The following is a 20,773-nucleotide window of genomic DNA, read 5'->3' as shown; positions in this document are numbered from 1 at the left end:
AAAATGGCCTTAGACTAGGGCTGTTTGGCGTGCTTCTCCGGTTTCAGAGTTTGCCAGAGCTTCGGTATGGGTATAGAGGGTGTCCTGACACCACACGTAGTGTACCTGATTTTCGGCTCCCCATGCAGTGGCGGAGGCTACGTCAGGAAAAAAGCCGGTCCCGTTATAGTTGGCACTGGTATTACATAACATGGGGATACCGCTTATCTCGTAGTACGCTTTGAGCAAGCTGGTAACCACTTCGTTATAGGCTTCACTCATAGTTTGAAGTCTTGCAGAACCGTCCAGATGGATCACGGCAGGTATTTTCTCTTCCCATCCTGGCCTTACCATGTGGTCGAAAAGCATATATGGGTCTGAGGTACCGGGATCAAATATGGCTTCTGCCTGATCTTCCAGGCAGATCGGCGATACAGGCCGGTAAGCCTCTCGGCGCTTGGCCCGGTTCAGTTCTTCCTTCATCCATGAGGTAACAGGGGCAGCCAGTATGCTGCGGTTGCCTAAGGCACGGGGTCCCAGCTCTGCCCGGCCATTCAGAAATACCACGGGCAGATTGGTGGTATGCAGCAGCTCGGCCAGTTGCCGGGGGCTGCAGGGTTTTGCCTCCCATCCGGTGGCCGCGGTACCAGCTTGTATGGCTGGTCCACTATACACTGACCACTGCAGGGCCGCATGACCGGTATGGTTCAGCATGGCGGCACAGGCTGCGCCCAGGGCACTACCGGAATCATTGGGGAAGGGAGGTACGTACACATCACTGAAATATCCCGTATTTCGGATGGCACTGTTCCATTTGATATTGAGAGCACAGCCCCCGGCCATGCACAGGTTTTTCGAAGGCTTTGGCTTCCGCTGTACTTTCTTGAGCAGCTTTTCTATCAGCAGTTGCTCCATGTAATCATGAAAGGTGGCCAGAATGTCTTCATCTGTGTAGCCTTTGCCCTGTACTTTGCGGCTAAACTCGTTTGCAAAAAGATTGGCAAAGCCCATAGGCTTATCATAATGCTCGCGGTAGATCTCATCAAACAGAGGGAAAAGCTCTTTGCGGCATTTGCCTTTGGCAATGTAGGCCATGACCTTACCGGCGGTGGACAGGTTGTCTTTAGCAAAGCCTCCGGCAACCTTGAAGGGGCCAAAGTGCTGTGAAAATATGGTGTAGATATTACCAATGAGAAGAAAAAGCGGCCCCAGGTTCTCTACCTTTTTTGTGTCTGCATCGAAATAGTATAAACGGGGGTACATGCCTCCGTCCCAGATAAGTATGTAGCTACTCTCGCCTTTATCAGCAAAAGGGCTGGTAGCATAGGCGCTCATTACATGGCCTGTTACGTGCAGGTAGCTACTGTAATCATATTCCTTCCCGTTTACAGGCAGCCCCTTGTACTGCCATTCTTCCATAATGTCATGGGCCGGGGTGCGCTCCTGGTACTGTGCGATGTTTATCTGCCCGGGCATGCCGTCATGATCTACTGACAGCTTGTTGCTTTCACTCCCAACTTCCAGACGCGGTTGCAGCGCCAGCGCTTCCTCATCATAGCCGCCCCAGCCATCGATAGCCCACACATCCACATCAGAAGGGGCATAGCCATGCTCCTGCAGTATATCGGCTATGGCATTGGTGTCTTCTATACCGGAGTAGCGGGGGTTATTATTCCGCTTTTCCATTTCCACACAAAAAATGAGCTTGTTGTCCTCGATAAGGGCCACGGCACCGTCGTGGGTAAGCTTGAGTCCGCAAATTTTCATAGTAAACAGGAGTTGAATGTGTCGCCAAAAAATGAGGCGGATTGATTAAAAGTCGAGTAGTTCGAAGTCTTCAGGAGGTTCACTGCCGGTATTGACCGGTTCCAGGCGTGACTGCATGAGTCCGGCCAGTTTTTTGAGTGTAGGGTGGCTGAACACCTCGTGTATCTCCAGCGGTATGCCGTAGGTGGCCTTCAGCCCGGCCACTGCGCTTACCACCTTCATGGAGTTGAGTCCGGCCCGGAAGAGGTTGTCATCCGTGCCTATGGCCTCACGGCGAAGTAATTCACCGAAGTATGCGTGCAAACCTTTTTCAAGGTCCGATCTGTGTTCTTTTATCTCAGTTGCGGCAGAGGTATCCGAAGCTCCGCCCAGGGGCACACCCGTCATATGGACCAGGGCTTTTTTATCTACCTTGGCATTGTGCGTATAGGGGAAGCGCTCTGCCTTTATCACCCGTGCGGGTAGCATATAGGCAGGTAGCTTCTCTGCCATATTATCCAACAGGGTATTTAGTTCGGGAGCTGAGGGTGCTATGATGTAGGCCACCAGTTCCTTTTCATGACCGGCATCCTCCTGCAATACGACCGCGGCCTGCTCTATTCCAGGCTGTGCCTGCAGTACCTGCTCAATCTCACCCAGCTCTATACGGAAGCCACGCAGCTTTACCTGCTGGTCCAGCCGGCCGATGAACTGTAGCTGGCCATCGGCAGACCACCGGCCCAGGTCACCGGTACGGTAAAGGTTACCCTCACCAAAGGGGTTGGGCGGAAATTTTTCTACCGTTAGTTCTTCCCGGTTCAGATAGCCATTCGTTACCCCTGCTCCGGCAATGCATATCTCACCGGTCATGCCTGTGGCCACAGGTTGCAGATTTTGATCCAGTACATACACTTGCGTATGGTTCATGGGTTGTCCCAGCCAGGGGAGGTCTGCCTCACCTGTTACGGGCTGCACCATAGACCAGATGGTGGTTTCAGTAGGGCCATATATATTGTACAATGGGCTACCGAAGGCGAGGATTCGCTTACCAAGCTCCAACGGTAGCTTCTCTCCACCGCTCCACAGGCGCATGCCCGGCTGCCCCTGCCAGCCACTGTCCAGCAGTATCTGCCACATGCTCGGTGTGGCCTGCATGGCTTGCGGGGCTACTTGCTGTATCAGTCCGGCCAGGCGGGTGGGATCCTGCAGATCCATTTGACCGGCTACGTGTACGGTCCCTCCCTGAAGTAGGGGCAGGAATAACTCAGCTACGGAAATGTCAAAGGCATAAGTGGTAACAGCCAGCAGGGTTTGCGCCGGTCCGAAACCCGGACATACCGCCATGCTCTGAAGCAGGTTGCAAACAGCAGCCCGGGGCACATCCACACCTTTGGGTCGACCGGTAGAGCCGGACGTGTACATCGCATACATTCTATCCGCTGTGATATTAGTGACCGGCCATTCACCTTCGGTAGCTGCCTCCTGCATGATTACCTCAAGCCCTTCTGCCAGGCCGGACTGCTCTAGCCAGGAGCTCATCTCCTGCTGGGCAACCAGTAGCTTTGTGCCGCTGTCTTCCAGCATGTAGCGTAAGCGGTCTGCAGGCATATTACTATCAAGGGGAAGGTAGGCCGCTCCGGATTTTATTATGCCCAGCAGTGCTGCAGGCATCCGTGCATTGCGGTCAGCCAGTACGGCTACCAGGTCGCCTGGCTTTACGTTGTATTCGTTAACTAAAATGGCTGCCAGCCCATCCGCCAGGTGATGAAGTTGCTCATAGCTCAGGCTTTCCTCACCTGACCAAACGGCCGCCCGGTCCGGGTGTGACATACGGGAGGCATGCAGCAGACTCAGAATATCTTCCTGCCCGTTCTTCCATTCACTGGCCGACCATCCGCGTGGCACAAGGCGCTGTTCTTCTGCCTCCGTGAGGTAGCTCACAGTAGTTATTTCATCATAGGGTTTATTGATGAGATTCACCATCAGTACCTGCCAGTGCTCCAGCATGCGCTCCACCCGCTCAGCACTATACAAGGCGGTATCATACGTTACTGTTACTAAAAAGGTCTCCCCATCCCTTCTGAGGTCGAAGCTGATATCTGTTTTGCTTGCTTCGAGTGTTACGGGGAACTCCTGCACCTGCAGACCACGGAACATCCCGCGGCTGGCTTCAGTCCAGTCATAATCCTGTATATTCAGCATGACATCGAACAGGGGTGAACGACTCATATTACGGCCCACATCCAGCTCTTCTACCAGCCTGTCAAAAGGATATTCGTCATGCTTAAAAGCGTGGAGTACATTTTTCTTAACCACCTGGACCAGCTTGGTAAAGCTGAGTCCGGCCGGGGCGTCCGTACGTACGGCTACGGTATTCAGGTACATACCTATTTGGTTCTCCAGCTCCTTGTGCTTACGTCCGGCGACTGGTACACCAATGGCAAAATCCCACTGCCCGGTATAGCGGGCTACCAATGCATGCAGCCCGGCCAGCAGCACCATAAAGCGGGTAACTCCATTAGAGTCTGCAAACAGTGATAACCGGCGGGTAAAGACCTCGTCAAACCTGCCACATACCTCATCTCCCTGGTTAGCTCTTCTTTCCGGACGGGGGAAGTCCGCCGGTAGCTCAGGCACGCTTAACCCAGCTAGGTTTTCGAGCCAGAAAGTACGATGCTGTTGCATCGCCTCGGTATTTAGCCTTTCCTGCTGCCAGGTGGCAAAATCCCGGTAATGGATGCGGAGTGGCTCAAGAGCAGGCTTCTGACCTGTGGCATAGGCTTCATATAGATGCGAAAGGTCTTTTACCAGCACATCCAGCGACCAGCCATCGCTGATAACATGGTGCATAACAAGCGTCATCAGATACTTTTCTTCTTCCAGCCGGCACAGTGTGGCCCGGATCAAGGGTGAGTTGCTCAGGTCAAAGGGTTTGTGAAAGGCCTCATGCACGTAGCTGGCTAGCATCTCTTCGGTATTATCGCTCCCTCTTTTGTCTTCTTCTTTTATGGAAAAAGAAACGGCCTCCGCTATCACCTGCACCAGGGTGTGACCTTCCATTCTAAAACTGGTTCGCAGCACCTCGTGCCGCTGAATGAGCGCCTCAAAAGACTGCTCCAAAGCCTTTGTATCCAGTTTACCCTTTATGAAAAATGCCAAAGGGATATTGTAACTGGCCGAAGCCCCTTCTAATTGACTGAGGAACCAGGTGCGCTGCTGGGCACTTGAGGCCGGGTAAAAGGTCTGCGGAGAAGTCCGGGTTATCTCAGGGGTCTTTTTCCCTGGTGCTGAAACTGTCACCTCTTCTGCTGCCTGGTCACCATCGATAAATGCCGCCATGGTAGCTATGGTGCAGTACTCGAAGAGATCATCCAGCTCTATTTTTTTATCAAACAGTAGCTGCAGGCGATTTGCCACCCGGGCACCGTTTAGCGAGTGTCCCCCTACAGAGAAAAAATCGTCTGATTTGCTGAAATCAGTAGTCCCTAACACCTCTGCCCATACACCAAGTATAGCCGATTCAGTAGTTGTCCAGCCTGCTTTGGCCGTTATGACGGGGGCGGATGTTATTGAGGACTCCTGCCCTTCTTTTTTATCAAAAATGAAGAAAGGATTGTCCCCGAAAGCTTCAATATCCTGATGGGAAACGAGCACCTGCCTCCGGCCTGAAGCAATGGCAAGTTCCAGTGCTCTGAGGCCTTTATTAATAGCTAAGGCTCCGTTGTCCATATCATCCTGAGACTGCCAGCCGGGCCAGTTAATGCTTATGAACTGACAACCTTTTGCCTCAGCGGTCTGCATGGCAGCATCCTGCCATGTATTGGCGGCTGCATAAGCTGCGCTAAGCTTTTGAGGCACTATCGCATTCATGGAACTGTAGCAAATAAACAGACGGGGGCCCGTGGCCATAAGCTGCTCCAGTAACCACGCAGTGCCGGTCTGCTTGGGTTCCAGCATATCCTCTGTATGCTGGTCTGCCCCCTCTCCCATCCATGCTACACCTGCGGCGTGAATGATGCCGGAAAAGGGCCTGGCGGATGCAGCTATGAGTGCAGCTACTTCGTTCCAGTCAGTTTGGCGACCCAGGTTAAAGCCCAGATAGCTTACTGTAGCGCCGGCAGCTTCCAGTTCTATGATCCGGTCAATACGATCTTTTATCTCCCTAACCTCCTGATGGTCAGACCACTTGTTGCGATGAGGCAGTAAAGTCCTGCCTATAATGATCAGTTCCCTGCCAGGCCGGGCCAGGTAGCGGGCCGTTTGAAAGCCTATGCCGCTGAGTCCGCCGGTAATAAGGAAAAGCTCATCAGTCGTGCTTCCGGCCAGTGGGAGTTTATTATAGTTACCCCTTTTCAGACGATTGATAACAGGGAAACAGATCTTTCCCCGGCGCCACGCAGCAAGGGCAGGTTCACGGCCTTTTGTGTGGCGGGTAATAGCTTCGACTTCATCCGTACTTATGTCGGATGAGGGTTCGTCGATTAATCTCAGGTCATAAGCCGGATAATCCGACATAAGCCCCTTCCAGTACCCAGCAATGGCAGCCTGATCAGGGTCTGGCAGTTCATCACCTGCTGCCATGGCACCCGTAGTGTGCAGGACTACAGGGGTGGCCTTATCCAGCCCCCCTTCGATAAGTGCTTTTACGCAGGAGCCGGTGTCATGCAGCCGACCGGCGAGGTCACCGGCACCCGGTACCATGATCCGGATAACTCCGGGAGCCTGCTGCAGCCCCTTCATTAGCTGCGACTTATTTTCATTGTTCGTTTTACCTGACTGCAGGCTTATCATATGGGTACCAGGAACTTCTGCATAAGCCTGCCCTTTGCGTTGCCCATCCCAGGTAAGCAGCAGGCTCCTTTCGGGTAAGGTCTCAACTGCTGATTTTTCACCTTCCTGATAACTAAGCTCGTACAGATACCGGGACACTTCTTCAGTGAGTGGGTCTGCTTTTTCAAACGGCCAGCAGCGCACTCTGTCAAAAGCATACGTCGGGGCATCCGTCACACGGTGGTTTCTGCCTGAATAATAATTTTTCCAGCTAATTGAAAGTCCCGCTTCATACAGACCGGCCATTGTTTCTTCCGGGCCACAGTGTCCCATACCGTATTTTACTACCGGTGAACCCGTCTCGCCTATCGTCATGTGCTCTACCAGATGAGCGAGGGCGCCACTGCTTCCCATATCCAGGAACAGGGGCTGTTTACTTTCGCAGAGCTTGGTGATTGCCGCCTGTACCTTCTTTTCATCGGCCGGACTCACATTGGTGGCCGGGTTATCAAGAATGGTAAAGGCTTCGGTGGCAGACTTTTCTCCTGAAAGGACAGTTCTTACCACTCTGCCCGCCCCTGCTGCTATGATAACCGGTGCCTTGCCACACGTACTTTCCCAAAGGCGTGACAGCCCCAGCAGCAGGGCAAACTCTACCTGAAGGCGGTTCCAGCTTTCCGGTTTACTCATAGCCTCCAGGCTGGAAATCACGCCGGCAGCTACTGTATACTTCTTCAGGGCATTGATTTGCTGCCTGATCTCCTCCACTTCGGCCTGCTGCCCGGATAGTAACCAGACGATGTCGCTATTACCCGGCTGTTTTTCTCCAGGCTGGCATATACGGTCGGTAGTCAGGGCTCCTGCCTGCTGAAGCAGGCTCCTGCGGTCCGGGGCATATAGTGCTACCCGGTAGTTATAGTCCCCCCGGCCACGGTTGAGCGTATACAACATATTTTCGAAGGCCTCGGGGCTGGTTTCCTCTTCCAGCCTCTCAAAGACTGAGCGGGAGTAGGCCATAAGCGAAGCAGCAGAACGTGCGGAAAGCTTCAGCATGTACGGACCACCGGCAGCGGATGCAGGCTCAGACTGAGGCGGAGCTTCACTGACTACCAGGTGGGCATTGGTACCGCTGAGGCCAAATGCGCTAATGCCCGCATGAAGGGGGTGGCGGCCTTCCCAGGGGCCAGTTTCCGTACACACCTGTACGGCTGCATTATCAAAATCTATGAGTGGATTCGCAGTCTTAAAATGCAGGCTTGGAAAGAGGGTTTTATGCTTCAGTCCCAATATCACTTTGCAGAGACCGGCCATACCGGCAGCCAGGTCTAGGTGCCCGATGTTGGACTTTACGGAGCCAATGCGGCAAAACCTTTTCCGGCCGGTATAGGTGGAAAAAGCATCGTTGATTCCTTGTATTTCGATAGGGTCACCCAGCTTGGTGCCTGTTCCGTGGGCTTCTATGTAGCTTATCTGCTCAGGGTCTACTCCGGCGCGTTCCCAGGCCTTCCGTATCACCTCTGTCTGTGCTACCGGGCTGGGGGCTGTGAGGCCGTTAGACCTGCCACCATCCTGATTGGTAGCTCCCCCGGCCAATACGGCATGAATGCGGTTCCCATCGGCCAGGGCCTTATCCAGCCGTTTGAGGTATAGGAAGCTCCCTCCCTCTCCAAAGCCGGTACCGTCTGCATTTTCGTCAAAGGTCTTTGACCGGCCGTCGCCAGCTCCTATGCCCATAGTCGTACCCAGGCCTTTTCCCCCTTCGGGAAATTGATGCACCAGGTTTACGGCACCCACCAGCGCCTCATCAGCATCTCCTAACCGTATGCGTCCCATTGCTTCATATACAGCTACCAGCGCTGAGGAGCAGGCAGTGTCTATCATAAGTGCCGGGCCGGTAAGATCCAGTAAGTGGGCTATGCGCCCCGCCAGCATGGAGGTGAGGTTGCCTGTAACAGCAGCAGGGTCATCTGAGGTCCCGATCACCTGATTGTAGTACTCGCTGTAGCTGTTGGCAGCCGCATAGATGGCGATGGCCGACCCTGCCTTTTCATCTACCGGATACCCGGCATCCTCTATAGCCTCACAGGCCAGCTCCAGTGCCAGCCGCTGCATGGGGTCCATGGCTACCGCATCATGCCGGGAAAGGCCGAAGAACCCATGATCAAACCCATCGACTTCATCGATAAAGCCGGCAGGCTGGTAGGCTTTTCCGGATTCAAGCCGGGCGTCTGCCAGGCGGCTGACCGAAACGGAACGGACACAGTCCTTTCCTTCGCGTAAGTTGCGAAAGAATGCCTTCAGATCAGCAGCCATCGGGAAGCGGCCACTCATGCCTATGACGGCAATGCTGTTTTTGTCCTTTTCCATTTTTCTTAAGCTTTTAGGGCTGGGGGTTTCTGTCATTTCAGATCAGACATCAATAAATTCTGTATCCGCACTGGACACTTCCCCGCCGGGGTATAGAAAGCCATGCAGGTCTTCCAGCGTATTGTATTTGAATAGATCCGCTACCTGCAGCCGGTCAGGCAGCGTGACATACAGCGTTTTATACAAGGTCACCAGCTTGAGAGAGGTACCCCCCAGATCAAAGAAATTATCCTTCATACCTACCTGATCGCATTCCAGCACCTCCTGCCACATGCGGGCGAGCCACTTTTCGGTGTCCTTTTCAGGAGCCACAAAATGAACGGTCCGGTTTCCGGCCACTTCCTGCCAGTCTATGGCAAGCAGCGCCCTGCGATCCACCTTGTTGTTGGCAGTCAGGGGCATAGTATCCAAAAAGACGTAATGAGCGGGCACAAGGTGGGCTGGCACTCTTTCTTGCAGATAGCTTTTCAGTACGTCGGCAGAGGTGTCTTTTGCTGCATCCACGTAGGCCACCAGGGCCTTGTCTGCCTCTCCGTTTCCTACAGCCAGTACAGCAGCAGAGCTAACCTGCCCATGCTGGTTGAGATGATGTTCAATCTCGCCCGGCTCTATGCGGTGTCCGCGTATTTTCACCTGGTGGTCTATGCGGCCTGCGTAGCTGATGCTACCATCAGACAGCAGGTAGCCCAGGTCACCGGATCGATACAACCGGCCGAATACCTCATGTTGCACAAACCGGCTGGCCGTAAGGGAGACCCGGTTATGGTAGCCCATTGCCACGCCTGTACCTGCTACATACAACTCGCCGGCCACACCCTCAGGAACCAGGTTTGCCTGCCTGTCCAGGATATACACCTGGTAACCGGGAAGCGGTTTACCTACGGGGCTGCCCCCTTTATCAATATCTTCCTGAAAAATTCGCTTGTAGGTGACATGTACTGTGGTCTCGGTAATACCGAACATATTCACCAAAGCCACACTGTCCGCCGGATAGCGGGCGGTCCACGGCTTTAGCCTGCTTACTTCCAGGCGGTCTCCCCCGAATATGACCAGACGCAGGTGGTCAGCCAGGGTATGATCACCCATGGCTTCTTCCAGGCTGGCCAATTGTAAAAAGGCAGGCGGTGTCTGGTTGAGCACCGTAATTTGGTACTTATGCAGCAGCCCAAGGAATGCCTGCAGGTCGCGTACCTCTTCTGCCCGGGGTACTACCAACCGGCCACCAAACAGCAGCGCACCGTACATCTCCCATACACTAAAGTCAAAGGAAAATGAGTGAGCCACTATCCAGGTATCCTTTTCAGAGAAACCGAACAGGTCCCGTGTATTCTCAAAAAGACTACATGCATTCTGATGGGCCACCATGCACCCCTTGGAGTTACCGGTGGAGCCAGAGGTGTAGATGATATAAGCAAGATCTTCCGGCTGGTTCCGTATCTCCAAATCGTGGGCTTCTTGCTGTTGCCAGAGAGACTCGTTCCAGGTTACTACCTGCACCTCGGCAGCAGGAAGCTGATCATGAAAATCTTTCGTGGTGATAATGGCGGTCAGGCCGGCATCATCTATAATGTACTGCCTGCGCTCTGCTGGGTAGGCCATGTCTACGGGTACATAGGCAGCACCCGCTTTAAGAGTAGCCAGTATGGCAACTATCATTCGCTGGTCGCGCTCCAGAAATATACCCACACGCTCCCCTCTGCCCACTTTACAGCGAGAGATTAGGTGGCGGGCAAGCCGGTTGGCTTCGGCATTCAGTTCGGTATAGGTTAGAAGCTTATCTCCCGATATGACTGCGGCACTGTCTCCACAGTCGATCACCTTCTGTTGGAATATTGCCTGAAGGCACTTTGTGGACATGGTGGCCTGATTCATGGCAGAGTCCCTCTCCATCAAGCGGATTTTCTCCGCCTCTGGCAGGTAATCCAGTTGGCTTATGGTCTGCTCAGGGTGCGCTATGGCTGCCTGCAGTATTCCTAGCAGGTGAGTGGCCATACGGCTTATTCGCTCTTCCCTGAAAAGCTGACGGCTATACTCTATGTGAAGGGAAATAACTCCCTGCCGAAACGTGAACTGGAAGTTCAGATCAAACTTTGCGTCGCAGGCAGGATCGTGTATCTCACTGATTGTTAACTCCTCTCCCAGCTTACCCTTTCCCGCTTCATCTGCTTCATGAAACGTAAAGGCTACATCAAATAATGGCGTGCGGCTGGCATCTCTGCCCGCATTGAGCTCCTTTACCAGCCTATCGAAGGGATACATCTGGTGTAGAAAAGCCTGTGTATTTTTATCATGAACCTTGCGCAGCAGACCGTCAAACGTAAGATCCTCGTCAAAGGCCATACGTACAGCAAGCGTATTGGCATAGTAGCCTACCTGATTTTCCAGTCCTAAGGCTCCTTCCCTTCCTGCCACAGGTGTACCCAGCACGATATCAATATCCTCACTGGTTTGGGCAGTGTACCGGTAGAGCAGCACATACATAGCCGTAGCCAGCACATTATGCATGGTGGTATTAGCAGAAGCAGCCAGGCTCATCAATGACCTGGTCAGGCGGCGGTTCAGGATAGCCTCCACCTCAGCGCCTTCCGTACTTCGTACAGGCAGGCGGGGTGAGTCTGTCACCAGGTTTAAAACAGGTATAGCTCCTTTGAACTGATTCAGCCACCAGGTACGTGCTTCTTCCAGCTTTCCTGCCTCAAGCTGCTGGTTAAACCATCCGGCAAAATCACGATACTGGAAAGTAAGTGGCTCAAAGCCTGCATGCCCGCCACTGGAGTAGCGTTTTCTCACCTCATCCATCATAATACGTACCGACCAGCCATCAGAGGCGATATGGTGCGTGGCAAAAAGAAGCAGGTGACAGTTATGCCCCAGCCGCAGGAGCGAGGCCCTTACCAGCGGGCCGTTTTCCAGGTCAAATGGAGCATGCAGTACACGTTGCTTTTCATCTTTGATCCGCTCTTCCGCATCTGCCCGGCCGGCCATATCCTTCGTTTCCAGCACAAATCCATGTGCATCTATTGGCAGTATTACCTGCCTGGGCTCCTTATCCAGCACCTTAATGATGGTGCGGAGGCTTTCGTGGCGTCTGATAAGGCCTTCAAGGGAGTCCTCAAGAGCTTCCGTATCCACAGGGCCTGACAGCTCGTAGGTAGCTGTTTCATTATAAGCAGAAGCATTGCCTTCCATCTCCTGCAGTACCCACAGCCTGCGCTGTCCATCGGATAGTGCGTAGCTTATCTGTCCGGGTAAGACCGGGATAGTCTCCAATCCTTCGGCGGGCATTTCCCGGCTCATCCGGCCTGCCAGTTCGCGGATACTCAGGTCGTCGAACAGCCAACGGATATCCAGTGAGTGACCGGTAGCTTTTCGTACCGCTGAAACCAGCCGGACCGCCTTAAGGGAGGTGCCTCCTGCGGAAAAGAAGGGATGGGTAACGCCTATATTTTTCACTGCCAGTACCTGCTGCCATACGGTAAGCAGGGTGGCTTCCATCTCATTTTTCGGAGCTACCGGGGTAATCATGCTGACCAGGTCACGCTCGGCTCCGGCCATGGCAGAAAGTATCCGGCTGGCGGTATTGAGTTTCAGTGGCTGATAAAGCTTTTTGTAAGGGCTATCCACGGGCACCATATCATAGGTCCAGTCATGCATAGTATTACCAGGTACTTCGGCAGCCTCATTTTTACCCACAGTTACCTGAGTGATAGCGACATCTTGTACTGGCTCTTCCTGTCTGGTCAGAGGCTGATCATAATGCAATACGAGGTAAGCAGGGCACTCCGGCAGAAGGTTTGTCTGTGCCACATGTTCGATGTAGGCCTCTTCATCAGTTACCGAGTCCCACTCAAGACTGGAAAGAAAGGCAAGGGCGGGCGCATTTCTGCCGGTCTGTCTGCTTTGGAGGGTAACGGACTGAAACCCGTTTTCATGGGCAAAGTGCTTTATACCACTCATCAGGGCTGTCTCTACGCCCCTGCCCAAGACACGGCAGCTTAGTAAAAGGCTTTCTACCTGCAGTATATCCCCATTGCCCACTGCCAGCACTACGCCAGTGAGGCCATACGCGCCATACATATCTTTCACTTCCACGGCCCAGCCATAGTGTCCGGCCTCACGCAGCCATACGCTCAGCTCGGTCTGGTCTTTCCGGCGTGGAAATATATTAAACTGATTGGTTCGCTGAAGAAGCTGTGCCATACGGGGCATGTCACCGCTTGCGCAGCTTCGGAAACTCACCTCCAACCCCAATTCCGCCAGGTATTGCACATGATTCGTCGTATGAGCCAGCGAGTCATTTCTTTGCCTTTCAGCACGGTACATTGCCGTGCGCTGCTTGTCTTCGTCCGTTACCCAAGCCTTATCCAGTGCCCAAAGCAGACGCGGCATGGCGTTCATGGCATGCTCCTCACGGGGCCACTGCACTGTCATAACAGAGGGTAGTGCCATACTGACCTCACGGCATTCCGGGGCACTGTCATCAATGAATAGAAAGCTATCCGTACCAACGTTGATTTCCCGGGCCAGGCTCTCAAGGTTTCCCGATTTGGTCTGCCAATTGATCCTGTAGCTAAGGATGTGCTCCCGTCTCAATAGCATGTCCGGATGGTTATCAAACACCTCCCACACATCCTTTTCGTTATTTTTACTTATCAGCGCCAGCAGGAAGCCCTGTTCATATTTTTCTATCAGAAAACGCTGCAAGGCGGCATGCCCACCAGTAATGGTAAGGCCTTCCACACCATCTTCCCCGACTATACCTTGCCATAAGGTATTGTCGCAGTCTACAGCAATCACTTTTGCCGAACCGGCACGTGCTGCCCTTATCAGACGAAATGATTCCGTACCCAGTGCCGCAAAAAATGCATCGGTATACGGAATGTGACCTATATGATCCTGTACCGCATCATATGCTTCTTTAATACTGTAGAGCCCATTCAGTTGTGAACCATCTATGAAATGGACATGGCAATTGGCATGCAGTACCTCCCGGTAAGCCTGACGAAGCTCAGCAAGGCGGTCTGCCACACGTACGGGCATTGTCCCCGGCCGGTGAGGCAGTAACATGATATTCAGATGGCCAGGATAGTTACTGACTAGTGTGGTAAATCGCTCAAATGTTCTTTCGAGAGTCTGCAGGGCCTGATCTTCTGCATGGGCTGGCACGTCCCTGATCCAGTCCTCGGGCCTGAAGAGAATAAGATTTACGCTGTCCTGTAAAAAGAACTCCTCATCTATCAGTACCCGAAACACCTGATTGTAGGGAGCAAACAGCACCTCAGCAGGTAATGCAAAATATCCGGCCCAATAATTTACCGCATCCTCAAGAGGGTCCGGCGTGAAGGTGGCCGCCACCCTAAGCTTACTTTTTCTCTCTTTCTGTGCATAGATAGCGTCGCCAGCCACCTCCCGCAGTTTGGGCAGGACTTCGCCTACAGAATCTACCTGAGTTTTGAGAAGGCCCTGGGCATACCTGAATGCGTTCATTACCCCGGCCGCTACCTGGTCATCCAGCCTTTCGGTGTCATATTCCAGCACACAGGTAAACCGGTCACCGTCAGGTATTATATCCATCTTAAAGTCAAGCTGCGCACCTTCTTCCGGCAGGTCAGGGGCATCATCTTTTGTTAAGGTGTTGCGGCCAAATGAATCCTGCTGATTATGGAAAACCAGCATAGTATCAAACAGGGGATTCCTTCCTGCTTCCGGAGCTTGCGGAGCCTCTTCTGCTATCAGGTCAAAGGGTAATTTACCGTGGCTATAGACCTCCGAAAGCCATTTGGCGGTATCAGTAAGCAAGTTTTTCAGTGAGCCATTTTCACTGAGCCTGGTGGTAACAGGCAGGAAATTGATAAACAGCCCTGTGGCCCTGTCCATACCGTTGAAATGTCTTCCGGAAGTAAGGGTCCCAATCGTTAGTGATTCTGCCTGGCAAATAGCATGCAGGCTCAGGGCGTACAGCCCAAAGAACAGGTCGCTGACAGAAATAGTAAGCTCGGCAGCGGTCTCTTTTATCTGCTCTGCCAAACCGGCACCCACAGTATCAGTAATTCGCTTTCCTTTGAAATTTCTTTTACCCTTAAATCCTTTTTTGAAAGGAAAAACCATCGGTTTCCAGGCGGCAAGGGTATTGCTCCACCATGTTTTGTGCTGCCTTGCCTCTTCACTTTTCAGCCATGCGGCTTCCATGAGGGCAACCTTTCCTGCCACTCGAGAAGGTTGTAGCTGTAATGTCTCACCCGAAGCCATGGCCATGTAGGCCGCCTCCAGGTCTTCCCGTAATACTTCCAGTGACCAGCCATCCGTAATGATATGGTGAAAGGTGATCAGTATGGCCTTTTTACCTTCCGGCAGAAGGCAAACCGTAAAACGATACAGTGGTCCGTTCTCAAGGTCAAAGGAGCGATTATGCTGCATGGCAAGCTTCAGCAGTCCCGCTTCACTATCTTTTTCTGCCCTCAGGTCTGCCACTTCAGGCTGTTCAGCCTCATTGGTAGGGGCGTAATACTGTACCGGCTCTCCGTCTTTAGTAGCTATGCGCGTGTTGAGTATTTTATGATGCTTCACCACTTCCTGCCAGGCGCGGGAGAGGGTATCTACATCGGTCGACTCTGCCAGAAACCTGGCAATACGAATATGATAAGCACTGATATCCGAATAGGCCTGCTCCATCGTCCAAAGGCGCCTTTGGGCATAGGTCAAAGGGTAGGAATCGCTGGTTTCTACAGGCAGTTCGGTAGCCATGCTTTCACTGGTCTCATCCAGCATTCGGGCCAGACCACACACCGTAGGGTCCTGGTAAAACTGTCGGATGGTCAACTCTTTACCAGTCATTTCAGCCAACCTGTTGAGCACGCGCATGGCCTTGAGCGAATGCCCGCCCAGTCCGAAGAAATGATCAGTAGTACTGAAGCTGCTTTTACCCAGCGAGGTGGCAAAGGCATCATATACAATTTTTTCAGTAGTGGTTTCGGGGAGATTACCTCCACTGGAGTCTGCTGGTATGAGTACCGCCTGTTCTCTCAGGCTCTTTTTGTCAAGTTTACCATTTGGTGTCAGGGGAAGAGCATCCTTCCTTTGCAAAAGAGCTGGAACCATATGTACCGGAAGCAGGGCCATCAACTTTGTCCGCAGTTCTTCGCCGGACAGCGTGCCGGTATAAAACGCCGCTAACATGGCGTTTCCCTCTGGTCTGGCTACCACCACGCAGGCTTGCTGTATACCCTCCTGCTCTGCAATGATAGCCTCTACCTCTCCGGGCTCTATCCGGTAGCCCTGTATTTTGACCTGATCGTCCCTTCTTCCCAGAAAAACCAGTTCACCCTCTTGCGTCCACATACCCGTATCACCTGTACGATAAAGCCTGGATTCAGGCTCAGCCCTATCAGGGACAAATGCCTTCTCGGTAGCAAGGGGATCAAGGTAGCCCAAAGCTACCCCTGCTCCGCCAATGACGATCTCTCCTACCATGCCGGCCGACAGCGAATTCATATGCTCATCCACCACATATACCCTGACATTAGGGACGGGACACCCAATGAAAAACGTTGATTGTGAAGGCAATACCCGGCTGTAGGTAGCACATACAGTCGTTTCTGTAGGTCCGTAGGTATTCCAGACCTCATAGCGGCCACTCAGCAGGCTTATATGGCGGGGTTCAAGAACATCTCCTCCGCTAATAATCAGGCGCAGAGCAGGAAAAACACCCTCTGAGCTGTTTAGCTCATCCAATACAGCCGGCGTAGTACTTAGTACACTTGCCTTGCACCTTGTCATCACCTCGGCCAGAGCGTCTATATCCCTGCCCCCGCGGGGAGCTACAGCCAGACAGGCACCGCTTATCAGGGCGGGTAATATTTCTTCAAATGAGGTATCGAAACTGATGGCTGCCTGCTGCACCACCACATCACTACCCGATAGCTGAAAATGATGAGCAAATGCACGGGCATAATTAAGAATGGCCCGGTGAGGAACCAATACGCCCTTAGGCTTACCCGTGCTGCCGGATGTAAACAGCATATACGCAGGGTCTGCACCAGACAGGCTGTAGGGGGCCACCTCCTTATTGGCTGCCATGAGGTCATCAATCAGCCAGGTCTTCACCTTATCAGAAGGCAGCATATGATCGGATTTATCCAGTAGCAATAGCTCTGCACCGCTATGTTGCAGGATAAACCTGATACGCTCGGCAGGATACTCCGGGTCTACCGGAATATACACGGCACCAGCCCACCATATGGCTAGCATGGTTAAGGCTATCTTCTCTGAACGACCCGCCATCACGGCTACCCTGGCACCCGGCATCACACCTGCTTTTTGCACCAGGCCGCCTGCCAGCTTTCGTACTTTATCCTCCAGTTGGCCGTATGATAGTCTGCGCTCTTCACAAATGATCGCAGTAGCCTCATAGGTGCTCTCCACCTGCTCATTAAAAAGAGTAAGTAGTGAGCCTTTTTCTGAAAAATGTACTGGATTCCTGCTGAAGCCAGCTATCCTTTTACCTGCATCTTCACCCATAAGGCTTAGCTGGTGCAGTGGCTTATCAGGCTGGTGCATGACACCTTCGGCCAGGCCTGCCATCGACTCAGCCACTTCACGCATTTGCCAGAGTGGGTACTTCCCTGCATTATAGCGCAGTGTCCAGTAAAGCTGTCCTTCGCGCTCTATGGCTTCAATATGCAGGTCGGTAAGTACGTGGTTATTATCTACCTGTAAATTTGTAGCTCTTATCCCTGCTTCCTCCAGTCCCTCCAGCCGTGTGCGGGCCTCGCTGTCCTGTAATATGAAGAGGACATTGAACAATTCACTTTTTATCCGGCCTTCAGCCTTAAGATCCTGTACTAACTCCTCAAAAGCCACCTGCTGGTGGGAGAAGGCATCACTCAGCAACCTGCTAATATAGCTGGACTGTGCCTCAAAGGAATGAACCATGGACGTAGTGGCGGGTACTGGCAACGTGCGTAGAAAGTACCCGACTACCTGCTCACTATCAGCATGTAATCTGCCCGCGGTATCCGTACCCAGTACCCAGGATTTTTGCGCACTGAAGCGGCTTAGGTGCAGGTGCACAAGGGCATAAAGAGCACTAAACAGGGTGATTTGCTCTCTTTGGGCGAAGTCCTTTAAGGCTGTGGTAAGGACCGGAGTGAAAGCAATATTCAGGATTCCTGCTTCACCAGGTTGCTGAGTGTTTTGCTCCACAGGTACTACTGGCAGGTCCCAGCTTTCTACTTCTTCACTCAATACCGACTTCCAGTAAAGCGTATCCTTTGTGCTAGCTTCCTGCTCCTGTTGCCAGGAGACAAATTCTTTAAACTGCCATGCCGCCTTTACTGAAAGGGGGCTTTCCTTTTCTTCGACATAAGCAAGATAAAGGGCTTCCAGCTCGCGTATTAATATTGCAGCAGACCATCCGTCTGAAATGATATGATGCCATACCATAGTCATTACCGCAGACTGATCGGCTAATGAGCTATAATGCACCTTGAAAAGTGGGCCCTCCTGTAGGGAAAAGGGAGCATTGGCAAATTTTTCAGCCTTTTCCCTAGCGCTCTCGAGGGTGTCGGCAACAGATTCCCGGAATACATCGCCCGGTGCCTCTTTCACAAATTGTCTTACCTCACCATTGACTATACTGAATGATGTTCGCAGGCTTTCATGCCGCTGAGTAAGGTCGTATATAGCCCTGCGAATCACGGCAACATCAGGCTTTCCCTGCAGGTGATAAGATGTCGTAATATGATAGGCCGTGGACTCTCCGTCAAGCTGGTGCAGCATGTACATCCTGGTCTGCCCTGAGGAGGCCGGGTAATGTTCCGCCTCCTTCAGCTTTTGGATCTTGCCGGGTGCTGCTAAGCCTTCGCGGGTCTGCAATAGGGCCGTTAGTTGCTCTACATTTGGATTATCAATAATATCCTGTAGAGATACATGCAGGCCCATTTTGGCAGAAATGGTGTTAGCAAACTGCATGGCTCTCAGACTGCTCAGTCCATGTGCAAATAAGTTACTCTTTGCACTGAGGGTGTCGCCGCCCGGAAACAGGTCACGCCAGAGGGTCAGAAGCCCTTCCTGAACAGACAGACCACTTACCTCAGCAGTCATTGATACTATAGCCCTCTGTAGTTCAGAGACTTCCTCGGCGTAGATACCATCGGCATATTCACCAATCATCTGGAAACGACGTATCTTGCCACTGGTGGTTTTAGGAATGCGTCGCACCGGTATCACTACCGATACCTCCAGCGCTGCCTCTTCCTGAATTAGGGCCGTCATTTGTTTAGCCAGAGGGGCCAGATTTGCCGTCTTACCTTTATGTAGCACAAAAAGACCAAGACCCTCACCATCCTCATTCTGAATACCACAAGCAATGACCTTACCCGGCTCGGCCCCCTCTGCTTTGCAGGCAATTTTTTCTATATCCGCAGGGTAATAGTTCTGTCCGTTAATGATGATCATCTCCTTTTCCCGGCCGGTGATCACCAATCGCCCATTATGTATAAAGCCCAGGTCGCCGGTATACTTCCATCCGTCCCCGGCACACAGTTTAGCGGTCTCCTCAGGCCGGTTATAGTAACCTTCCGTTACATTCTCCCCACAAATCAGCACCCGTCCGTTGTATCCCTCAGGCAGGGTGTGGTTACCCTCTCCGGTAATTTTAACAGAGGTCCGGGGTATTGCGTAGCCTACGGCCACAAGCCCTGTATCATGCTGACTGCTGCCATCCGTAATTTTAACCTCCTGCCCTATGCCCAGCGTACGGCGATCAGCCATTACCTCCTGCATCTCCTCACCCGGGGTGCCCAGGCATACAGCCACAGAAGCTTCTGCCAGGCCATAGCCGGGATACATGACATTCTCACCAAACCCAAAGCTTCGTAACCTCTCCGTAAAGCGATGACATAGCTCTGCTGATATGGGCTCCGCTCCATTGTATAGCAGTCTCAGGCAGGACAGGTCCCAGTCAGGCTGCTGTCCGTCAAAAGCATTAAGGAAATACTGAAGGCCGAAATTGGGAGAGTAGATAAGTGAAGCACGGTGCTCATTCACCTTTTCAAGCCATAGAACAGGCCTGCGAACGAACAGGGGGGTGGGCATAAGGTACTGTGAAATGCCTGCTACTACCCCGGTCAGGTGAAAGCAGATCAATCCCATGTCATGAGTAAGCGGCATCCAGCTCAGCATTCGGTCTGCCGGATTGATCTCAGATCTTTCGGCGATGCTCAGTGTATTAGCCAGCAGGTTGGCATGTGTTAACATCACACCCTTGGGGCTACCGGTAGATCCGCTGGAAAACTGCAGATAAGCCAGCGTACCGCCGTGGATAGGTGCCGGTTCACCCGCTGGCACCCCGGCGAATTCCGCTGCCTCCAGGGTCAGCCCACGACTAGCCAGAAGGCCAGCCATCTCCTGGTCAGTATCTTGTGCATACTGGCTTAATCGAGCCAGTTGCGCCTCGTCACCTATGATCCAGGGGGCATTCAGGTTATGTATTACCTGCCTTACCTTTTCCTTTTGGTGCGGCTGTATGCCCAGCGACAGAGGCACCGCCAGAATACCGCCAAAGAGACAGGCCCAGTATACTTTCAAAAACTGAAGGTTACTCTCCGTCTGTATGATCAGTTCATCACCCGGGGTTAGCCCGTGACTATTCAGGTATCCAAGCATAGTAAGGGCCTCTTCATACAAGGAAGCATATGAGACAAATAGCTCATTATCCGCTCCTTCTATAAAGTAAATGCCCTCATCAGCTTTCGCACTCAGGAGTAGTGCCTCGCATAACGTATGACAACCATACGCATCCTGCTCAGACAGGTGTTTGCTTTTCATAAAAAATAGGTAGCGCAGGACAGGTAAGAACCGGATTCAGGTTCCCCGCCCTGACTTTAAAAAAACAGGCTAGTAAAAAGCCCGT

General features: G+C 52.6%; 3 protein-coding genes. All 3 read right to left on the bottom strand.

Annotated elements, in window-relative coordinates:
- Window positions 1–9 precede the first annotated feature (9 nt).
- From AB9P05_RS16055 to AB9P05_RS16045, 3 genes are read right to left on the bottom strand one after another with little or no spacing between them, the layout of a single operon-like run.
- Window positions 10–1,746 (bottom strand): carbamoyltransferase N-terminal domain-containing protein, encoded by a 1,737-nt coding sequence (locus tag AB9P05_RS16055; protein ID WP_371909844.1) that lies wholly within the window; start codon window positions 1,744–1,746, stop codon window positions 10–12.
- 45 nt (window positions 1,747–1,791) lie between these two features.
- Window positions 1,792–8,862 carry an amino acid adenylation domain-containing protein gene (locus tag AB9P05_RS16050; protein ID WP_371909843.1) on the bottom strand — a complete coding sequence of 2,357 codons (7,071 nt, stop codon included), beginning with the start codon at window positions 8,860–8,862 and terminating at the stop codon, window positions 1,792–1,794.
- A 42-nt stretch (window positions 8,863–8,904) separates the two neighbouring features.
- Window positions 8,905–20,688 (bottom strand): amino acid adenylation domain-containing protein, encoded by an 11,784-nt coding sequence (locus AB9P05_RS16045; RefSeq protein WP_371909842.1) that lies wholly within the window; start codon window positions 20,686–20,688, stop codon window positions 8,905–8,907.
- Between the last annotated feature and the right edge of the window lie 85 nt (window positions 20,689–20,773).

The sequence above is a fragment of the Roseivirga sp. BDSF3-8 genome (assembly GCF_041449215.1).
Classification (GTDB): domain Bacteria; phylum Bacteroidota; class Bacteroidia; order Cytophagales; family Cyclobacteriaceae; genus JBGNFV01.
Note: the sequence above shows the minus strand (reverse complement) of the source record. Positions and strands in the feature narration are given on the sequence as shown.